The organism is Pseudomonas sp. MDT2-39-1, assembly GCF_054898085.1.
In genome coordinates this window covers 640,959-660,683 of sequence record NZ_CM142716.1, presented here as the reverse complement: position 1 = coordinate 660,683, position 19,725 = coordinate 640,959, and the positions used below count along the sequence as shown (strand labels likewise).

At 58.0% G+C, this 19,725-nt stretch carries 19 protein-coding genes; 10 read left to right on the top strand and 9 right to left on the bottom strand.

Going from position 1 to position 19,725, the window contains the following annotated elements:
- Positions 1–310 precede the first annotated feature (310 nt).
- Entirely contained in the window at positions 311–1,072 is a 762-nt protein-coding gene (locus ACYZTM_RS03370) for a gamma-glutamyl-gamma-aminobutyrate hydrolase family protein (protein WP_131062287.1), read from the bottom strand.
- 280 nt (positions 1,073–1,352) lie between these two features.
- Between ACYZTM_RS03370 and ACYZTM_RS03365 the strand changes: the two genes are divergently transcribed.
- From ACYZTM_RS03365 to ACYZTM_RS03345, 5 genes are all read left to right on the top strand, one after another.
- The gene (locus ACYZTM_RS03365; RefSeq protein WP_131062286.1) at positions 1,353–2,729 is read left to right on the top strand and encodes a glutamine synthetase family protein; all 1,377 of its coding nucleotides are present in this window, start codon (positions 1,353–1,355) and stop codon (positions 2,727–2,729) included.
- Positions 2,730–2,895: 166 nt separating this feature from the next.
- Complete coding sequence (locus ACYZTM_RS03360; protein ID WP_461987020.1) at positions 2,896–4,386, top strand: aldehyde dehydrogenase; 1,491 nt, start codon at positions 2,896–2,898, stop codon at positions 4,384–4,386.
- A 50-nt stretch (positions 4,387–4,436) separates the two neighbouring features.
- Positions 4,437–5,723, top strand: a complete 1,287-nt coding sequence (locus tag ACYZTM_RS03355; protein WP_131062284.1) for an NAD(P)/FAD-dependent oxidoreductase — start codon at positions 4,437–4,439, stop codon at positions 5,721–5,723.
- Positions 5,724–6,273: 550 nt separating this feature from the next.
- The gene (locus ACYZTM_RS03350; protein ID WP_007946335.1) at positions 6,274–6,822 is read left to right on the top strand and encodes a cupin domain-containing protein; all 549 of its coding nucleotides are present in this window, start codon (positions 6,274–6,276) and stop codon (positions 6,820–6,822) included.
- Positions 6,823–6,937: 115 nt separating this feature from the next.
- Complete coding sequence (locus ACYZTM_RS03345) at positions 6,938–7,384, top strand: NUDIX hydrolase (RefSeq protein WP_461987018.1); 447 nt, start codon at positions 6,938–6,940, stop codon at positions 7,382–7,384.
- A 155-nt stretch (positions 7,385–7,539) separates the two neighbouring features.
- Here the strand turns inward: ACYZTM_RS03345 and ACYZTM_RS03340 are convergent, their stop codons facing one another.
- The 3 genes from ACYZTM_RS03340 to ACYZTM_RS03330 all read right to left on the bottom strand — a co-directional run bounded on the left by ACYZTM_RS03340 (position 7,540) and on the right by ACYZTM_RS03330 (position 9,017).
- Positions 7,540–8,058, bottom strand: a complete 519-nt coding sequence (locus ACYZTM_RS03340; protein ID WP_461987016.1) for a hypothetical protein — start codon at positions 8,056–8,058, stop codon at positions 7,540–7,542.
- 96 nt (positions 8,059–8,154) lie between these two features.
- A complete protein-coding gene (locus ACYZTM_RS03335) occupies positions 8,155–8,667 on the bottom strand; it encodes a DUF6644 family protein (protein WP_461987014.1) in 513 nt (170 codons plus the stop codon).
- Positions 8,667–9,017 (bottom strand): DUF6152 family protein, encoded by a 351-nt coding sequence (locus tag ACYZTM_RS03330; RefSeq protein ID WP_131062280.1) that lies wholly within the window; start codon positions 9,015–9,017, stop codon positions 8,667–8,669. Before ACYZTM_RS03330 ends, ACYZTM_RS03335 begins: the two co-directional genes overlap by 1 nt.
- 405 nt (positions 9,018–9,422) lie before the next feature.
- On the opposite strand from ACYZTM_RS03330, the gene ACYZTM_RS03325 reads away from it, so the two are divergent.
- The 4 genes from ACYZTM_RS03325 (at position 9,423) to ACYZTM_RS03310 (ending at position 13,569) form a co-directional block, all read left to right on the top strand.
- Positions 9,423–9,890, top strand: coding sequence for a GNAT family N-acetyltransferase (locus ACYZTM_RS03325; RefSeq protein WP_131062279.1), 468 nt, complete (start codon positions 9,423–9,425; stop codon positions 9,888–9,890).
- A 179-nt stretch (positions 9,891–10,069) separates the two neighbouring features.
- Positions 10,070–11,065: an isocyanide synthase family protein gene (locus ACYZTM_RS03320; protein ID WP_131062278.1), complete on the top strand. Its 996-nt coding sequence runs from the start codon at positions 10,070–10,072 to the stop codon at positions 11,063–11,065.
- Entirely contained in the window at positions 11,065–11,781 is a 717-nt protein-coding gene (locus ACYZTM_RS03315) for an HAD family hydrolase (RefSeq protein ID WP_131062329.1), read from the top strand. Before ACYZTM_RS03320 ends, ACYZTM_RS03315 begins: the two co-directional genes overlap by 1 nt.
- A gap of 27 nt (positions 11,782–11,808) precedes the next feature.
- Positions 11,809–13,569: an isocyanide synthase family protein gene (locus ACYZTM_RS03310; protein ID WP_461987010.1), complete on the top strand. Its 1,761-nt coding sequence runs from the start codon at positions 11,809–11,811 to the stop codon at positions 13,567–13,569.
- A gap of 445 nt (positions 13,570–14,014) precedes the next feature.
- Here the strand turns inward: ACYZTM_RS03310 and ACYZTM_RS03305 are convergent, their stop codons facing one another.
- Positions 14,015–14,308 carry a fructose-bisphosphate aldolase gene (locus tag ACYZTM_RS03305; protein ID WP_461987008.1) on the bottom strand — a complete coding sequence of 98 codons (294 nt, stop codon included), beginning with the start codon at positions 14,306–14,308 and terminating at the stop codon, positions 14,015–14,017.
- A gap of 677 nt (positions 14,309–14,985) precedes the next feature.
- On the bottom strand, positions 14,986–15,204 hold the full coding sequence (locus ACYZTM_RS03300) for a PLD nuclease N-terminal domain-containing protein (RefSeq protein ID WP_461987006.1): 219 nt from the start codon (positions 15,202–15,204) through the stop codon (positions 14,986–14,988).
- A gap of 291 nt (positions 15,205–15,495) precedes the next feature.
- On the opposite strand from ACYZTM_RS03300, the gene ACYZTM_RS03295 reads away from it, so the two are divergent.
- A complete protein-coding gene (locus tag ACYZTM_RS03295) occupies positions 15,496–15,990 on the top strand; it encodes a hypothetical protein (protein ID WP_461987004.1) in 495 nt (164 codons plus the stop codon).
- Positions 15,991–16,131: 141 nt separating this feature from the next.
- Here the strand turns inward: ACYZTM_RS03295 and ACYZTM_RS03290 are convergent, their stop codons facing one another.
- The 3 genes from ACYZTM_RS03290 to ACYZTM_RS03280 form a co-directional block, all read right to left on the bottom strand.
- Positions 16,132–17,547: a purine-cytosine permease family protein gene (locus ACYZTM_RS03290; RefSeq protein ID WP_461987002.1), complete on the bottom strand. Its 1,416-nt coding sequence runs from the start codon at positions 17,545–17,547 to the stop codon at positions 16,132–16,134.
- 290 nt (positions 17,548–17,837) lie between these two features.
- On the bottom strand, positions 17,838–18,986 hold the full coding sequence (gene argE / locus ACYZTM_RS03285) for an acetylornithine deacetylase (protein WP_461987000.1): 1,149 nt from the start codon (positions 18,984–18,986) through the stop codon (positions 17,838–17,840).
- Entirely contained in the window at positions 18,983–19,660 is a 678-nt protein-coding gene (locus ACYZTM_RS03280) for a DUF1028 domain-containing protein (RefSeq protein ID WP_131062270.1), read from the bottom strand. Before ACYZTM_RS03280 ends, argE begins: the two co-directional genes overlap by 4 nt.
- Positions 19,661–19,725: the final 65 nt, after the last annotated feature.

The following is a 19,725-nucleotide window of genomic DNA, read 5'->3' as shown; positions in this document are numbered from 1 at the left end:
CTTAAGAGTGGATTGCAAGCCCAAACCGTGCGATGCCAGCCAGAGCGCGGACCCTGTAGGAGCGAGGCTTGCCCGCGAAGACGGCGTGTCAGTCGACATCATCGTTACCTGATACACCGCCTTCGCGGGCAAGCCTCGCTCCTACAAGGGATTGCGCTCGCCTGATCCATACCGTTCGGGCTTATTCGGCGCCGCCGTCCTGGCTGCCGGGGTCGTACTTGTTGTTATTGCAGTGTGTTGTCATCGCGAAGGACGGACGCGCAAAGGCACGCCCGCCTGACTCGCGGGGGCAGTAAATTTGTGTTTTAGGTCAGCGGGTTTTACGCAGCGCGGCCCGTCGCCGGCACGCATCGCCGAACGCCTGGAAAATACTCAAGTAAGGCGGATTCGACAGGACCTGCCATTCCGGATGCCATTGCACGCCGACGGCAAACGCCTTGCTGTGTTCCACCGAAATCGCCTCGATCAAACCGTCCGGCGCGATGGCTTCCGAGCGCAAGCCTGGAGCCAGTCGATCAATGCCTTGGCTGTGAATCGAATTGACCATGAACTCGGCCGGCAACTCCAGCGTTTCGAACACGCCACCCGGTTGTACCGTCACCGCATGCGCCGGTGCGTATTGCACCGCCAGCTCCGGACTGTCGGCTTCCCGGTGATCGAGCATGCCGGGCAGTTCATGCACCTTCTGATGCAGGCTGCCACCGAACGCCACGTTCATTTCCTGGAAGCCGCGGCAGATGCCGAGCACCGGCACGCCCGCCGCAATGGCTGCACGCAATAAAGGAAGGGTGGTGGCGTCCCGCGCCGGATCGTGATCCGTGCCGGGGACGCTGGCCGGGCCTTGATAGTGGAAAGGTTCCACATTCGAGGGAGAGCCGGTCAGCAGCAGACCGTCGAGATGCGCGAGCACATCGTCGATTTCAGTCAGTTCGCCTAAGGAAGGAATGATCACAGGCAGCCCCAAAGCCGCGACGCTGACAGCACGCAAGTACTTGTCGCCGCTGACGTGGTAGGGGTGCAGGCCAATCTGTTTGACGCACGCAGTAACGCCGATCAATGGCTTGAATGCCATTTTTATCACCTCGAAGTTTCACACTTGAACGAGCTTTTCCGGAGCTTAGCCTTGTTGATTTTAATTAACAACTCTCATGTAAAAAATTCTAAACGCCGTGCGTCTGATCCTGAGGGTTTACGCGGTACGCAGGACTTGATTAGCACTCTCGTGCCCATAAAAGGCCCGAAAATAAAGGTTGAGCGGGCAAGTGTTCGCTATTGACTTCACTTTGCCGTTCGGGTTGACTGGGCTCGCAATAAGGTAGTGAACATAATAATTAACAGCTAATAGGTGCAAAATGTCGGTCCCTCTGCGTGCCGTTCAACTCAACGAAGCAAACGCATTCCTTAAGAAATATCCTGAGGTTTTGTACGTCGACCTTCTGATTGCGGATATGAACGGTGTGGTGCGCGGCAAGCGCATCGAGCGCACCAGTCTTCATAAGGTTTACGAAAAAGGCATCAACCTTCCGGCGTCACTGTTTGCCCTGGACATCAACGGTTCTACGGTGGAAAGCACCGGCCTGGGTCTGGATATCGGCGACTCGGACCGGATCTGCTTTCCCATCCCTGGCACCCTGAGCATCGAGCCGTGGCAGAAGCGCCCAACCGCTCAGTTGCTGATGACCATGCACGAACTGGAAGGCGAGGCGTTCTTCGCCGATCCGCGCGAAGTGCTGGCCAACGTGGTGCGCAAGTTCGACGAGCTTGGCCTGACCATCTGCGCGGCGTTCGAGCTGGAGTTCTACCTGATTGACCAGGACAACGTGAACGGTCGTCCGCAGTCACCGCGTTCGCCGGTGTCGGGCAAGCGTCCGGTGTCGACCCAGGTCTACCTGATCGACGACCTCGACGAATACGTCGATTGCCTGCAAGACATCCTCGAAGGCGCGAAAGAGCAGGGCATTCCTGCCGACGCCATCGTCAAGGAAAGCGCCCCGGCGCAGTTCGAAGTGAACCTGCATCACGTCAATGACCCGATCAAGGCCTGCGACTACGCGGTGTTGCTCAAGCGTCTGGTGAAGAACATCGCCTACGACCACGAGATGGACACCACGTTTATGGCCAAGCCGTATCCTGGCCAGGCGGGCAATGGTTTGCACGTGCACATTTCGATTCTCGATAAAGAAGGCAACAACATCTTTGCCAGCGAGGATCCCGAGCAGAACGCCGCGCTGCGACACGCGATCGGCGGTGTGCTCGAGACCCTGCCGGCGCAGATGGCGTTCCTGTGCCCGAACGTCAACTCGTACCGCCGCTTCGGCGCGCAGTTTTATGTGCCGAACTCGCCGAGCTGGGGCATCGACAACCGTACCGTTGCCGTGCGAGTGCCGACCGGTTCGCCGGACTCGGTGCGCATCGAACACCGCGTAGCCGGCGCTGATGCCAACCCGTACTTGCTAATGGCCTCGGTGCTGGCCGGTATTCACCACGGCTTGACCAACGAAATCGAGCCGGGCGCACCGGTCGAAGGCAACAGCTACGAGCAGAACGAGCAGAGCCTGCCGAACAACCTGCGCGATGCACTGCGCGAGCTGGACGACAGCGAAGTCATGGCCAAATACATCGACCCGCTGTACATCGACGTGTTCGTGGCGTGCAAGGAAAGCGAGCTGGCCGAGTTCGAGAACTCCATCTCCGATCTTGAGTACAACTGGTACCTGCACACGGTCTGACGGCTGGTGAATCACCTGTGGGAGCGGGCTTGCTCGCGAAGGCGGTATATCAGCCAACGATGATGTCGACTGACACTCCCCCTTCGCGAGCAAGCCCGCTCCCACAGGGGATTGCATTTCAAGTTTTAACTGACGATCAACTATTCCTCTGCGTCGAGTCACAACAATGACAAACACTCGCAGCGACTGGGAACAACGCTTCCAGTCCTTAACCATCGAAAGCCGCGCCTTCATCGACGGCCAATACCGCGCAGCACTCAGCGGTGACACCTTCGAATGCATCAGCCCGGTCGACGGCCGTTTCCTGGCCAACGTCGCCAGTACCGACGAAGCCGATGCGAATGAAGCCGTCGCCGTCGCGCGCCGCACCTTCGATTCAGGCATCTGGGCTAACCTTGCCCCGGCCGAGCGCAAGCGCATTCTGATCCGCTTCGCCGACCTGATCCTGGCCAACCAGGAAGAACTCGCCCTGCTCGAAACCCTCGACATGGGCAAGCCGATCAACGATTCGATGAACATCGACATCCCGGCGACCGCCAACGCGATCCGCTGGAGCGCCGAGGCCATCGACAAGATCTACGACGAAGTCGCCGCCACGCCACACGATCAACTCGGCCTCATCACCCGCGAACCTGCGGGCGTGGTCGCCGCCATCGTGCCGTGGAACTTCCCGTTGATCATGGCCAGCTGGAAGTTCGCACCGGCACTCGCCGCAGGCAACTCGTTCATCCTCAAGCCTTCGGAAAAGTCGCCACTGACTGCCATCCGCATCGCGCAGCTTGCTCTGGAAGCGGGCATCCCGAACGGCGTGTTCAACGTTCTGCCAGGCTACGGTCACACCGTCGGCAAGGCGCTGGCGTTGCACATGGACGTCGACGTGCTGGCCTTCACCGGCTCGACTGCGATTGCCAAGCAACTGCTGATCTACGCCGGGCAAAGCAACATGAAACGCGTCTGGCTCGAAGCTGGGGGGAAGAGCCCGAACGTGGTGTTCGCCGACGCGCCGGATCTGCGCGCGGCAGCACAAGCGGCGGCCGGTGCGATTGCCTTCAACCAGGGCGAGGTCTGCACCGCCGGTTCGCGCTTGCTGGTAGAGCGTTCGATTCGCGAGCAATTCATTCCACTGCTGGTGGAAGCGCTGCAAGCCTGGAAACCGGGGCACGCCCTCGATCCAGAAACCACCGTCGGTGCAGTCGTCGATCAGCGCCAACTGGACAACGTGCTGCGCTACATCCAGATCGGCAAAGACCAGGGCGCGCAACTGATCGCCGGCGGCAGCCGCACCCTTGAAGCCACCGGTGGCCTGTACGTGGAACCGGCGATTTTCGACGGCGTGACCAACGCCATGACCATCGCCCGTGAAGAAATCTTCGGCCCGGTGTTGTCGCTGATCACCTTCGACACCGCTGAAGAAGCCCTGGCGATTGCCAACGACAGCATCTTCGGCCTGGCCGCTGGCGTCTGGACCAGCAACCTGAGCAAGGCCCACACCTTCGCCCGCGGTTTGCGCGCCGGCAGCGTCTGGGTCAACCAGTACGACGGCGGCGACATGACCGCGCCGTTCGGCGGGTACAAGCAGTCGGGTAACGGTCGGGACAAATCGCTGCACGCGTTCGACAAATACACCGAACTCAAAGCGACCTGGATCAAGCTCTAATACCTCTACAGCGGCGGTCGCAGGCCATCCTGCGGCCATCGGAGAAACGTATGAAACAAACAACACATGTAAACAGCTACTACGCCGCCACCCGCAACTTCACCGGCGACTTTCCGGTGCTGGAACAAGCGGTCGATTGCGACGTCTGCGTGATCGGCGCCGGCTACACCGGTTTGTCCTCGGCCCTGTTCCTCTGCGAAGCGGGTTACAGCGTGACCGTGCTCGAAGCCGCCAAAGTCGGTTTCGGCGCCAGCGGTCGCAACGGCGGCCAACTGGTCAACTCTTACAGCCGCGACGTTGACGTAATTGAAGAACGCTACGGCGACAAAACCGCCGAAGTCCTCGGCAGCATGATCTTCGAAGGCGCCGACATCATCCGTCAGCGCATACAACATTACGACATCCAGTGCGACTACAAGCCGGGCGGCATCTTCGCCGCGCTGAACAAGAAGCAGCTCAAAGGCCTGGCCGAGCAGAAGAGCAGTTGGGAACGCTACGGCAACAAAAACCTGAAGATGCTCGACGCGGCTGACATCAAGCGCGAAGTCGGTTGCGACAACTACGTCGGCGGCCTGCTCGACATGCAGGGCGGCCACATCCACCCGCTGAACCTGGCCCTCGGGGAAGCCTCGGCCATCATCGGCCTCGGTGGCAAAATCTACGAACAATCTGCAGCGGTTGAAATCACCTACGGTGAACCGATCACCGTGCGCACCGCCAAAGGCCTGGTCCGCGCCAAGTACCTGCTGATCGCCGGCAACGCCTACCTGCCGCAAGACCTCGACAACCGCGTCACGCGCAAAAGCATGCCGTGCGGCTCGCAAATCGTTGTCACCGAGCCGTTGTCCGAGAAGGTTGCGCGCAGCCTGATCAAAAACAACTACTGCGTCGAAGACTGCAACTACCTGCTCGACTACTACCGCCTCACTGCCGACAACCGCCTGCTGTACGGCGGCGGCGTAGTCTACGGCGCCCGCGAACCGGACGACATCGAGCAACTGATCAAGCCGAAAATCCTCAAGACCTTCCCGCAACTGAAGGACGTGAAGATCGACTACCGCTGGACCGGCAACTTCCTGCTGACCATGTCCCGCATGCCGCAATTCGGCCGCATCGAAAAAAACGCCTACTACATGCAAGGCTACAGCGGCCACGGCGTCACCTGCTCACACCTGGCCGGCAAACTGATTTCGGAAATGATCCGCGGCGACGCCGAACGCTTCGACGCGTTCGCCTCGCTCCCGCACATGCCCATGCTCGGCGGCCGCACCTTCCAGGCCCCACTCACCGCCATGGGCGCCGCGTATTACGCGCTGCGTGACCGGTTCGGCATCTAAGCCCGGAGCAGATAATGTAGTAACACCACAGATCAAATGTGGGAGCGGGCTTGCTCGCGAAGGGGCCCTGTCAGTCGCCATTGAAGTGGCTGACACACCGCTTTCGAGAGCAAGCCCGCTCCCACAGGAGATCTATGGCGAGTACAAAGCTTGTATACGACCGGGACCAAACCGTGGGAGCGAGTCTGCTCGAGAAGAGGCCATCCCAATCACCTCCATTCGGCGCCATACACAGATTCCAAAAACACCACCGCCCAAATGTGGGAGCGAGCTTGCTCGCGATGAGGCCAATTCAGCCGCCATCAATCCTACCGGGCACACCGCTATCGCAAACCAGCTCACCTGCCAAAATTTCCGCAGAATTGCCGGCTGGTAATAGACCGAACAACCTTTTCACCCACCCACACATCGAACCTGCTGAGCAACACCACCAAACGTGATTTAATACCCGCCTTTCACATTTCCGGGACAGGGAAGCGGTACTTTCGCGGCCAAAAGTCGCCCGCCATCCACCCCCATAACCCTTAAGTATTTCTCGCATAAGGCTGTCATGGACACGGGCTCACGACTCAAATTAGTACGCGAAAGCTACAAACTCTCCCAGCGCGAGCTGGCCCGGCGTAGCGGCGTCACCAATGCCACCATCTCCCTGATCGAACAGAATCGCGTCAGCCCCTCCGTCAGCTCCCTGAAAAAACTGCTCGAAGGCATACCGATGTCTTTGGCGGACTTCTTCACCTTCGACCAGCCGCCGCGCGAACATCAATACGTGTTCCGTGCCAATGAACAGCCGGATCTTGGGCGTCATGGGCTGCGGTTGTTGTTGATTGGCGCTTCGGTACCGAGCCGGCAGATGCGCTTGTTGCGCGAGCAATACGCGCCGGGGGCGAGTTCGGGGGAAGAGCCGATTGTGCATTCGGAAGGGGAGGAGTGTGGGCTTGTCACTCGTGGGACGGTTGAGCTGACGGTTGATGGACAGATCAGTGTGCTGAATGCCGGGGATGGGTATTACTTTCCGACGACGTTGCCTCACAAGTTTCGCAATATCGGCCAGGATGAGGCGGAAATCATCAGCGCCAATACTCCAGCCAACTTCTGATCTCAAAATGGACACTACCCTGTAGCAGTTGCCGAAGGCTGCGTCCGCGGCCACCATCCATGCCAAATGGAAGCACCCGCTACAGGGTTTAAACAAAGTAAATGGACTTCACTTCATGACTACACACCGCATCCGCCCCCTCGCACTCTGCATCTTCCATCACGATGGCAAGATACTGGTCAACGAAGCGTATGACCCCATTACTGGAAAGCCATTCTTGCGCCCAATCGGTGGCGGAATCGAGTTTGGCGAAACCAGCGCCCAAGCCGTAATACGTGAAGTCGATGAAGAACTCGGTTTATCCATCACCGATGTTCGCTTACTCGGCACACTCGAAAACATCTTCACCTTTGCCGGCACGCCAGGGCACGAAATCGTGCAGGTCTACGATGCGAAATTCGTGGATGCCAGCGTCTATGAACGGCCCCACTTGAACGCTCAAGAAAGCGATGGTGCTGCCTTTATTGCAAAGTGGCTGCCGCTCGACAGTATTGCTGGCGATACACCGCTGGTTCCTGTCGGGTTGTACGAGCTGCTGAAGAAGGTTGCACTGTTGGACTGATGTTTGATCATTAGCCATGCCGCTGTTTAGCTTATCAATCGCCAGGATGCGATCACTTTTTCAAGGAACGAAAATGACAAACGCTGATGCCGACGCCGTTGAGGGCCCGACGATCAGTAACGGAATAGATGACAGCGCTCAATCGGTCAGCGCGCTCAAGGCATAGGCAGTGATAACCGATCCAGAGCACAGCCGTTGGCCGGTGACTGCTTAGCCTGAAAGAGTCGAGCTCTGGAATCCAGATCAACGATGTTGATCTGGCAGCCGCTCATGACATTGGGGCCATCGCTGATGCCACCCTTGATCACATAGCGGGCGCCCGGCATGAACTCACTGACAAAATCGACCGTGCATCTGCGGTTTCCGCTGGCTCCGCCCTCCAGCACCAGGTGGATCGGTTTACCCGCTTCGATAGCTCGAAAACCTTCGGGTTTCGAAGGGTGCCCACCGCTGACCGAGAATAGTTCCCGAGCGGGTGTCACGGGTACCGACCTTCCGTACTTGCAGGCCGTGGTCGGCGCTGCGCTAAGGGTCAGGTAGTTGCGACGGTTGGTTAGTGCGTCCATTTCACTGCGAATCTGCGCTTGGGGGGCATTGGCAGGGGTTTCGTATTGCGGGATCGGCGAGCAACCCGTAATCAGAAGCAGGAGCGAGCCTGAGTACACCGGTTTCATGGGGGGTTCTGTCCGTAGCGGTTTGAGGTGGGCACTCTAATACTATTTGTTGAAAGTGAAAAAATAGATCTGGTCCCTTTTTTCCATGTCGCCCTGTCAGGTGTAGGCCAGCAGTCGACCGCAGAGCACCACGCTGATCCATAACATAATCGAAAAAATCGCCTGGATTTTCGCTATTCCAGGCGCCGCGGTGTCGGTGTTCCACCGGGCTACTGAACGGAAGACACCCACGTGAAAAAGAGCCGCATTGAGGCCCGCAATACCGATCAAGCAAAGCTTCAGAATAAAAACGCCGTTGGATGCGAAGTCGTGCGGATGTGCTGAAAACATCATCAGCCCAGCCGGGACTATCAATAGCAGGGCCGCTACTCCCCATGTCAGGAGGTGACGAGCCAGTGCCGTCACCGGAAGACCTTTCGACAGCCCGAGAACCCTCAGGTCGAACATGACGACAGAGCCGACAAGCACCACGAAACCAAGGATGTGAACCACCTCGACTATCGGATACAGCCATATTTCGCTTCGCATGGCCGACCCGAGTTGCGAGTCACCCACATAGTCCAGCCAGCCTTCCAGACCCGATCCACCGCTGGTGCCAGTTGATTGCATCAGCGTAACTCAGTGGTTTTGTTGTCGACCGTGATGCTTTCTGCGCGCAGTTCATCGGGTTTGTTGCGATTCTGATAGCCAACCACCATAGCCCGCTTGCCGACAGTCAGCATTTCCCTGGAAAGACCACGGTTCTCCATGCGCGATGGTGGCGCCAGCACGACGTTCCAGGTCTTGTCGTCAGTCTTCAGGCGAACAAACCCATGCGGGTGGGAATAACCGGATTCCTCGATCGTTCCGTCCAGCTGCAAGGTTTTGCTCGAGTCGTACTCACTCCAGCCGTGATGAGCGAACACCGCCGATGCCACCAGTAACGATGAGAATCCAAGGGACCCCAGCAAGCGCTTCATGATGCGACCTCCTGTTACGGATCATTGATGACCGTCAGCCCGTTCTGATCAGGAGCGGTCAATCCAGAGAATCTATAAAAATAGTACAAAATCGTGACGTGAGGAGGCAGGGACGGCTTCGCCGTCCAGCGGGAGCAAGCACCCTCGCCACGGAGGCTGGTTTCTCGGAAAGGGAAAAAGGGGACGCATTTATTTCCCTCTTCAAAATTGACAACCCGGATCATCCAAAACACTATCGATCCATGACCTACATTTGCAGCATGAACATGATGTGCTCCTCCATGACCGCCTCTGGCGGGCCGTGAGGTCACGCGTTCACAGGATTTGACGTAGTTACCCAAGGCCCCGCCAGAAATGGACGGAGTTTTTTAGTTCTCCGTCCACAAATGGCTAAAGGAGAATGAAATGTTCGAGATCAGACGCGCCCAGCCCAGCGATGCCCAAACGGCATTCGATATCCGCCTTCAAGCGATACGGCACCAATGCATCGGCGCTTATACCGCAGAACAAATGCTTGCCTGGACGGCCGGAGCCGCCAAGGACGGGTACAGCGACCTTATGGAAAAACACTTTTACCTGGGTTGTATTCAGGGTGAACCGGTGGCGACAGGGATGCTTGATCTGGAGAACAGTGAAATCGGCGCGATCTTTGTGCTGCCAGGTTTCATGGGGCAAGGCATCGGCGTGGGAATCCTGAACTACCTTGAAAACCGGGCGCGGGAACTGGGGCTGAGGGAAGTCAATCTGGACGCCACATTGAACGCCGCTGACTTTTACCGGCGCTGCGGTTTCGTTGGTGACGAACCTGCTATTTACCATTCGCCCTCCGGGCTTCAACTGGCTTGTGTTCCTATGGTGAAAGGGCTTTTTTAGGCTAGACAGGGTTGATTGCTTGACCGACGGCAGACTCGGGGGGGCTCGTGCAGGCCGAAATATTCCTGATTGCCACGATTGACAGCCCTAACGACTTGTAGGAATTTAGCCGCCCGCAGGTAAGGAATATCTGCTGACGGCCAAAAAATGGCCGTTATTCACCACACAAGGGATTGTCTATGCAGGGTTCAAACACCGTTGCTCAACAGGTGTGCGGTCAGCTGGTGCATGAGCATCAGAACATCGCGCACATGAACATTGCCCAGCAAATCCTAGGATGCTTGTTTCAACGTCGTAACCTTGCCCCAGGGCAGGATCACGAACTTTCGTTACAGGTACTGGAACCCCATCTAGCGAAGGTAATGCAAGCGGTCGAGAGTGGTCGCAAGGTCGAAATGGTCTTGCCAGCCTTTCCCGGCAAGTCGCCCAGCCGCAAGAAAACCCTCAGCCATCTGCCTGATCTTGCGGAACATCATGCAATCGACGAGTTACATCGCCTGTGCAAGGAGATCCAGGAGATCTACGCACCGGGGGCGCTGATTCATATCTGCTCCGATGGCTATGTATTCTCTGACCTGGTGCATGTTCCCGATACGGATGTCAAAGCCTACACCGATGCTATCCAAGACTACGCCGAACAGCATTATCCCGGCACGTTCGCCCATTTCGACCTCAGAGATGCCTATCCTCCGCTTGATTGTCTGGACGCCATGCGTGAGGAGATGATGATCGAACATGGCCAGTCTTTGGTCTTGTTGCAGCAGCGCTTCAAGGATGATCCGCACATGATGTTGATGTACTGCGGCATCCATCGCTTTCTTTCCGAGGATTACTCGGGGCTCAAGGTATTCGCTGGCATGAGCCTTAATGCGGTGAAGAAAGTTGCCAAACCGGCCTCGCAGCGGGTGATCCAGCGCAGTGAAGCCTGGAGTGCCCTGTTACAGGCGCGCTACCCGCATTGCCTGCGCCTGTCGATTCACCCGCAACTGGCGGTCTCGACGAAGATCGGTATCCGGTTGGTGCCAACCAGTGATCTGTGGCGCACGCCCTGGCATTCGGTGGCCATCAAGCGGCGGGGTGTGGTCACGCTCGAAAAACGCAGCAATGTCGATGAGCGCTACCATCGCCTGGTGTTCCGCAAAGGGCGCCCTTGTCACTACGCCAGTGCTCAATGATGGCGTCTCGGTTGCGGGTGGAAGCCGTACTCTTCGATTTGGATGGGACCTTGGTCGACACCTTGCCTGACATCACCTGGTGCCTGAACCAGGTGTTGCTCGAACAGGGTTGCCCGGCGCTGACTGCGGAGACAGTGCGGGGTTATATCGGCGGTGGGGTCACGGCGATGATCGAGCGGGTTGCCACGCAGTTTGGTATCGCCGATGCGGTCGCTCTGCACCAGCGTTATGTGACGCTATACCAAAACAACCTGGTTCAATTTTCCCGGCCATTCAGCGGTGTGCTTGCCTTGCTTGAAGGTTGTCGCCAGCTACAAGTGCCGCTGGCAATCGTGACCAACAAGACCGAGGAAATGGCCCGGCAAGTAGCTGATGCACTGCTTCCACAGAATACCTTCGGAACAATTCTGGGGCATCGCGCGGGCAGGGCGCTCAAGCCTGAGCCGGAGGTGGCATGGGAAGCCGCCCAGCGATTGTCGGTTGATCCGCAACGCTGTTTGTTCGTCGGTGACACCGAGATCGATCTGAAGACCGCCCGTGCTGCAGGCATGTACTCGGCGGCGGTCACTTGGGGGTATGGCCTTACCCCTACATTGCAGGCCCAGGCCCCAAACTTCTGCTGCGAACAGCCGGCCGGGTTGCTGCGCATTCTGCAGCAAGTCTGCGGTACAGCGCATGTGTTCACCGATCATGGCGACACCGTTAAATCCTATTGATACACACACTCTCAAGGAAGTTGTTCTATGGAACATAGAGACGCATGGATCGCTGCCGTCAGCGATTTGCTCGCTGGTTATCTGCTCAAAGGCACCGATGATTGTTTCGACACACAAGGCAGGGCGCATCTCGCGCTACGCCTGGGGCATTGCTTCGATCAGAGCCTGCCGGTGCGTCTGGTACTGCCAGGCTTTCCCTGCAAGTCGCCAAACGCCATTGACCAGACATTCGGCGTGCTGCCGGACTACGGCGAGGTCATCGCCATCGAACGCCTCGACCAGCTCGGCCAAGCCATCGCCGCGCTGCACGCACCGGGTTGTGTGGTGTCGATCCTCAGTGACGGCACGACATTCAATGACATCGTCGGGGTGGCCGACGACGTTCGCGAGACCTACAACCGGGCTTTGCGTGAACTGTGCACCACCCATACGATTCAGTGGGTCAGCATGGAAGACCTGTTCCCACAGGCCCAAAGTGCCGAGTCGGTTCGCGCCAGCCTGATCAAGCAGGCCCGTCTGCCCTGGAAAAACCTTGGGGAACTGATCGAGCAGAGCCGGCACGATGAATCCCTCAGCCAGGCGCATGACGACCTCTGCAGTCACCTCTACAACGACCTGCGTTTGTGCCGTGAAGACGGGCAGAGCGAGGACGAGTACCTGCAGCAAATCAATTTCAAAGCCTTCCAGATGATGTTTCGCGGGCAGGCATTGAATGCGGCAGTGGATCGTTTCTTCGGCGATGACATTCGATTGTCGGTCCATCAATACAGCAATGCCGGGCCCAAATTCACCTTTGGCTTGGCCGAAGGGCTGACTCGTGTCGACAGCCCCTGGCATGCCGTGCCGGTGTGCAACATCGATGGCAGCCAGAGCCTTCGCGCACGCGCCCAGGTCGACCTCGACCACCATGTGCTGGTCACCTGGCAGGGGCGGCCGTGGCTCTTCCACCAAACGGAAAATCCGCAGGCCAAAGGCTTCGAATACGAACTGCAAAAACTTCCGCTCTTTGGCCTGGTGGTGCGAGACCCGTTGGGGCAGGGTTTCGAACGACTGTCCACGGGCCTGCTGGAAGCACTGGTGGAAACCTTTGGTTTCGTCTGCCTCAAGGGCTGTCGCTTCGACGACCAGGACAGTTTTGCTCGCAGTTGCGAACGCTTCGGCACGCTGTACGAATGGGCCTTCGGCGCCGTGCATGTGGTCAAACCCGCGGACAAACCGCAAGGCGTGGTGCACTCTCTGGAGAAAACGCCTTTGCACTGGGACCTGAACATGCTGCCCGACAGCGACGCACAGGTTCAGCGCAACCCGAAATTCTGCGCCAGTAAATTCATGCTGTATTGCAAGACCGCGCCGCAGCCGGGCGAGGGCCAGACCACCATCGTCGACAGCCGAAACGTACTGCGAAAAGTCGGGCAGCAAGTCGCCCGGCAATGGCAGTCGGTGAACATCACCTACTACACCAAGATGACCTACTTCGGTGGCTCGCCGCGCATGTACAGCCTGGTGGATCATCACCCCCGCAGTGGCGAACTCATCCTGCGTTACCAAGAGGGCACCGACTCGACACTGCAGACCCTGAGCCAGTCTGTGCAGGACCATGACGAGGAGGCTCAGCAAGTGTTGCTCGAACAGGTCAACGCGCTGGTTTACGACCCGGACTGCCTGATCGCCCATCAATGGAGCGAGGGTGATCTGGTGCTGATCGACAACTATCGAACGCTGCACGGTCGACTGCCGATGTCGCCGGCTTCTTCGTCGCGCGAGTTGTGGCGGGTGCAGGTTTACTGATCGCTGTTGTCATGGTGGCCCTGAAGACAGGGCCTTCTTCGAGACCTTTTCCGATCACTGCGCGATGAAGTGACGAATCGCTTGAACAGTCTGTGTTGGCGCTTCTTCCATCAGCCAATGTCCCGCCCCTCTTCGGAATCACCACTTCGGTGACCTTATTCGCCGCATTGCGCATCACGATCGCTTTATGGGTGCCAAAGGAGTTTTCGCTGCCGATGGCCCACACTGGCATCGTGAGCCGCGTCGCCATCAAAGCCTTGTTGTCCAACTCATTCTGACGAATGCTGCGGAACTGAGCGAAGGCTGCGCGCATGGCGCAAGGGCGGGCATAAAGCGTGACGTAATGCTGACGGGTTTCTTCATCCACCTTGCTGGAATCGCTCGCGAACTCGTTCCAAAGGCTAAAAACCCGCAGCCATGCGGGTTTTTTTCGACTCGAATTTGGTCACTGATTCTTGGGTGTATCAAACCCACGCTGCTCAATCACCCGAAACACATCGCTCACATCCTGGACCATGATCCGGGCGATGTTGGTGACGGTGTTGATGTCGTGTTCGGCGTAGTCGGGGAGGCTGGTGCAGGCCATGAGGTTGAGGTATTTGAGGACGGCGTTGAGGCGTTCGCTGAGGCAGTTGTGGAGTTCGCGCAGTGGGGCTTCGTAGTCGATGAGCAGGACGGGGTAGTCGGTGGCGATTTGGGACATTGGGGTGAAGCGGCGGGGCGGGTTGTTCATGGTCATAGGTAGGTCTCTATTAAGGTAAATAGAAGCGCCACCTTTTTGCTGCGAAACAATTGGGTGGCAGCTGTACGCGGGTTCGCAGACCGAGAAATGACCTACACCCGGCAGACTCGAAAGTCTCCCACGCACAACCGCCATAAAATGAAACGCGGGCGAATTTTGCCAGATTTTTCATTCGACGGTTAAGGCCATCTCTTGTTTGGGCTGCGAAACCCTATCGCTAACTGCGGTCAGCGACGGGTCGAATATAGGGGGCGATTTTTGAGTCTGCAAACGGGCTTGTAGGACGGAAAACGAGGTAATTGGCTGATGTCGGAGGCAGCATCCGGCTGGGTAGATGGCGTCAAATCAGAATGTGTTTAGTGTCAGATGGACCGTGTGTGCTGGATTTGCGGCTGCTGCGCAGCCGGACGCAGGCTTCGCCAGCTGCTCCAGGGGTTTGTGTTGTTTAAAAGTTTGGCGGGGTTTGGGGCCGCTTCGCCGCCCAGCGGGAGCAAGCTCCCTCGCCACGGAGGGTGGTTTCCTACACGATTTTCGGAAGGGAAAATCAAAAGATTTTGGCTTTTGGCAGCCCCCCACGTGGGTCGGATGGCCAGAAACAACAAAGCCCCGAATCATCGGGGCTTTGTCATTTTGAATTGTGCAGTTTCCAAATCGTTATCGCGGACCATCCGACATCATTGTCTAGCCTGCGGCGAATGCGGGTTGTGCTCAGTGTGTTTCGGACCTGCCAATGCCCACGCCACCACCCCAATCAGCGGCACAAACACGATCACCACGATCCACAAGAGTTTGTTGCTCGATTTGCCTTCCGCTTTACGCACTCGGTTGATGGCCCATAACTCGATCAGCAAAAGAACGGCTGTGAGTACGATCCAGATTGTTTCGATTTGCATTGGTCACCCTCCAGATAGTCTTTTTGTTAGGTGGGTGAGGCTGGGCAGGGTTCATTAAATTTTGGATTTTGTGGGTGGGATGTAAGCGGGGTTGGTTGCGGGCTCATCGCGGGCAAGCCCGTTCCAAAGGGGGATTTTTAATAACTGTAAACGATTCAAGGCTGGCATGTTTATAGCCAATGAATATGAATAACTGTCATTTCCTACAGCTGTATCTTTATTTTTATTTAGTTAGTTTTTGTGAGATGCACGCTAAGTCGCTGCTGCGTTATAAAAAATAGGATATCAATTATGACAACAGTTAAAAGTATTCAGAAAGACGATGTGGAGCTGACCGAACCAACAGCGAATGGAGACTGGAAGGCGAAATTCGAAATTGAATTATCTGATCGTGAATTTTCACCCATTGGGAAATTTAAAATTAATGGCCGCTTTACAAGTGAAGGTCAACGATATTTTTATGGTTTCAATCCGGAGGCAGCGCCTAATCATTGGGTGTTTCGTTTGGATTTCAGTCATTTCAATTTTCAGGCCGGTGTTGATTACAAGGTAGGGTCTGGAGGTTTTGGGGCGCTGTTCGTCCAAGGCGGTAGCGAGATGATAAGTGGAGGCACTATTGTCGAAGGCACGATGCGAATCAAGGACATGGATTCTGATAAAGGTATCGTCAAGGGGGAATTTATAAAAGTGAAAACCGAAGGGGGGCGCCCTGACGGCACTGTTATGGACCCGGCATATGCTAAAAGTATTAGTTTTGAAACCGTGCTTGAGAAGGTTGAGATTTAACCTATTCAAGAGATCGTGAATTTGAGTGAAGCAATGTTCCTTGGGTGAAGTGGCGGAGCTAACGACTGATATTTGCAAACCGCCACATAACGAAGAGCGGGGACCGTTTACGATTGTTTAAATCGTAGCAGTCCCACTTGCCTATAGGCTATTGGCGAGTTTTCCGGTTGAGAGGCGGCGTTTGTAGGCGGTGTCGCGGTTGGCCAGCCAGTAGTAGAGCGGGGAGGTGATCAGCAGGCCGACCAGCCAGGACAAGTCAGCGCCGTTGATGTGCTCGGAGATCGGCCCGACATACAGCGGCGTGTTCATAAACGGAATCTGCACCGCAATCCCGATCGCATACGCCAACAGCGCCTGCGGGTTGTACCGGCCATAGATCCCGCCGTCGACCTTGAAGATCGAGCCGATGTCGTACTGACCTTTGTGAATCGCATAGAAGTCGATCAGGTTGATCGCGGTCCACGGCACCAGCACCACGAGCAGCACCAGCACCATGTCGACGAAGTGGCCGATGAAGTTGGCGGAGGCGCCGACGGCGGCGAAGCAGCAGGCGGCGAGGATGACGACCGAAAGCACGGCGCGGCTTTTGGCGGTGGGGATCCAGCGGTAGGCGAAGGTCTGGATCAGGGTGATCAGCGACAGCACGGCGCCGTAGAGGTTGAGGGCGTTGTGGCTGATGACGCTGAGCAGGAACAGCACGAGCATCAACGGGCCGATGGAGCCGGTGGCGAGTTTGACGGCGTCCATGGTGTCCATGCCGACGGGCGTGGCGAGGACGGCGACGGCGCCGAAGATGAACGAGAGACTGGAGCCGAGGACGGTGCCCAGGTAGGTCGTCCAGAACGTTGCGGCGACGGGCACGTTGGCCGGCAGGTAGCGCGAGTAGTCGGAGACGTAGGGCGCGAAGGCGATTTGCCAGAGCGCGGCCAGCGACACGGTGGCGAGCCAGCCGGAGATGTTGAAGCTGCCGCGGGTGAGGAAGTCGGCGGTTTGCACGTGGGTGAAGATGTAGCCGAAACCGAGCACGATGCCGGCGCCGAGCACCCAGGTGCCGATGCGGTTGAGCACGTGGATGAAGCGGTAGCCGATGATGCCGATGATGCCCGAACCGAGGGCGCCGATGACGATGCCCACCGGCACCGGGACGCTGTCGACGACGCCGTGCAGGGATTTGCCGGCGAGGACGATGTTGGAGGCGAAGAAGCCGATGTACATGATGCCGGCGATCAACACCACCAGCAGCGCGCCGAGGGAGCCGAACTGGGCGCGGCTCTGGATCATTTGCGGAATGCCCATCTGCGGGCCTTGCGCAGAGTGCAGCGCCATCAGCACGCCGCCGACCAGGTGGCCGACGAGGATGGCGACGATACCCCACACCAGATTGAGGTGGAATATCTGCACGCCGAGGGCGCCGGTGACGATGGGCAGCGGGGCGATGTTGCCGCCGAACCAGAGGGTGAACAGGTCGCGGGTTTTGCCGTGGCGATCTTCGGGCGGCACGTAGCCGATGGTGTGTTTTTCGATGAGCGGGGCGGCGGTTGTTGCTGTGGTAACCATGACGGACTCCAAGGCATTTTGAGTACGTGGACGTACTTCGGTGAGCGCCGCACGGGGGCGACGCTTTTCTTGTTGGAGTTGATGATGTGCGGTGGGGGCGGATAGATAAATTAGTAAGATTGTGGGTATAGACGTTAAAAAATGTATGTCGCCGGGTAGCCGAAAAACCTGTGGGAGCGAGCTTGCTCGCGAAGGCGGAGTGTCAGGCAACATCATTGTCGACTGACACTCCGCCTTCGCGAGCAAGCCCGCTCCCACAGGGATTTTTGGGTGTTCAAATGCATTTTGATTTAGCTGATCGATAGCAGCATCCGTTGCAACATGGCGTCGCACGCGTTGAGTTGTTCGAGGCTGACAAATTCGTCGGGTTTGTGGCCCTGGTCCATGCTGCCGGGGCCGCAGACGACGGTGGGGATTCCGGCGGCGTCGAACAGGCCGCCCTCGGTGCCGAACGCCACAGTGCCGAACTCCCGGGAGCCGCAGAACATGGCGATCAACTCAGCCGCTTCGCTGTGCGCATCGGTGGCCAAACCGGGATACGCCGACAACTGGCTAAATCGAATCTCGCTTTGTTCACTCACCGCACGCATGCGCGGTAGAACCTGCTGCTCGGCATAGGCCTTCAATGCCTGCGCAACCTCACTCGGATCATGCGAAGGCAACGCGCGGATTTCGAAGTCGAAGCGGCAATCGGCGGGTACGATGTTCAACGCTTTGCCACCGGAAATCACCCCGGTCTGCACGGTGCTGAACGGCGGATCGAACCGTGCATCGTGATGCTCGGGCGCTTTCAGGCGGTTGCCGATCCGCCCCAGTTCACCGATCAGCTCAGCGGCATATTCGATGGCGTTGACCCCGAGCGGCGCATACGCCGAATGGCACGCCTCGCCATGAATATCGCAACGCATCGCCAGTTTGCCTTTATGCCCGAGCACCGGTTTAAGTTTGGTCGGTTCACCAATGATGCACAGCATCGGTTTGACCGACCGTTGCTCCAGCTCCGCCAGCAACGAGCGCACGCCGAGGCAGCCGACTTCTTCATCGTAGGACAGCGCGATGTGTACCGGCAGCCGCAGCGTGGCATTCACCAACGACGGAACAAGGGCGAGCACGCAAGCGATGTAGCCTTTCATGTCCGCCGTGCCGCGACCGTACAACTTGCCATCGCGCTCGGTGAGTTCAAACGGCGCAACCGTCCACGGCTGGCCGTCGACGGGCACTACGTCGGTGTGCCCCGACAGCACGATGCCCGGTCGATCCGCCGGGCCAATGGTCGCGAACAGATTGGCCTTGCTGCGCTGCTCGTTGTAGACCAGTTCGCAAGGCACGTCGAAACCCGCGAGGTAGTTGCGGACGAACTCGATGAGGTGCAGGTTGGATTCGCGGCTCGTGGTGTCGAACGCCACCAGGGTTTGCAGCAAATCGCGGCTGCTGCTCATCGGTCGTCTCCGGCGACGCCGTAGCCCGGGGATTTGTCGGGGGCGAGGGCGCGGTCGATGTAGTCCTGCACTTGTGGGCGGTAAGCGTCCCAAAGTTTTTCCAACTGGCCGATGGGATTTTCGTCAGCCCAGTCGACCCGCAGGTTGATGATCGGCCAGGTCAGTTCACCGACCACCACCATCGCCGCCGAATGCACCGGCCCGGCTTCGCCACCGGCGGCGATGGCGGCTTTCATAGCCGCGAGCAAGCGGTCGGCGAGTTGGCCTTCGCCGTGTTCGAAGGCCTCGACCATGGCCTCAATCACCGCGCGGTCCGCGAGCATGTTGCCAGCGGCGACGCATTGCTCACCGGACACGGCGTTGTGGTTGCCGAGAGTTTGCGCGCCGCTGAAATGGGCGGTCTGGCCGAGGTGGTCAATCGCAGTGATCTGCCGGTATTGGCTGTAGCCGTTGCGGGTCAGGACTTTGTCCAACGCCTCGGCAGGGGCGAGGCCTTGCTCCATCAGGGCGAGGACTTCCGGGCCTAACGACGGCAGGGTGATGTTTTGTGTGGACACGGCGCCGACACCCGGCAGCAGCCACGGGCAACGGGCGCCGACGGCGATGCTGGAGGAACTGATCGCAATGCCGAACTGACCGGTTTCGGGGCAACGGGCGGTGATGGAGAAGGTCATGGTTTTGCTCCTTGGGTTGCCTTGGAGAGTGTGGTGCCTGGGCGGGCCTCTTCGCGAGCAAGCTT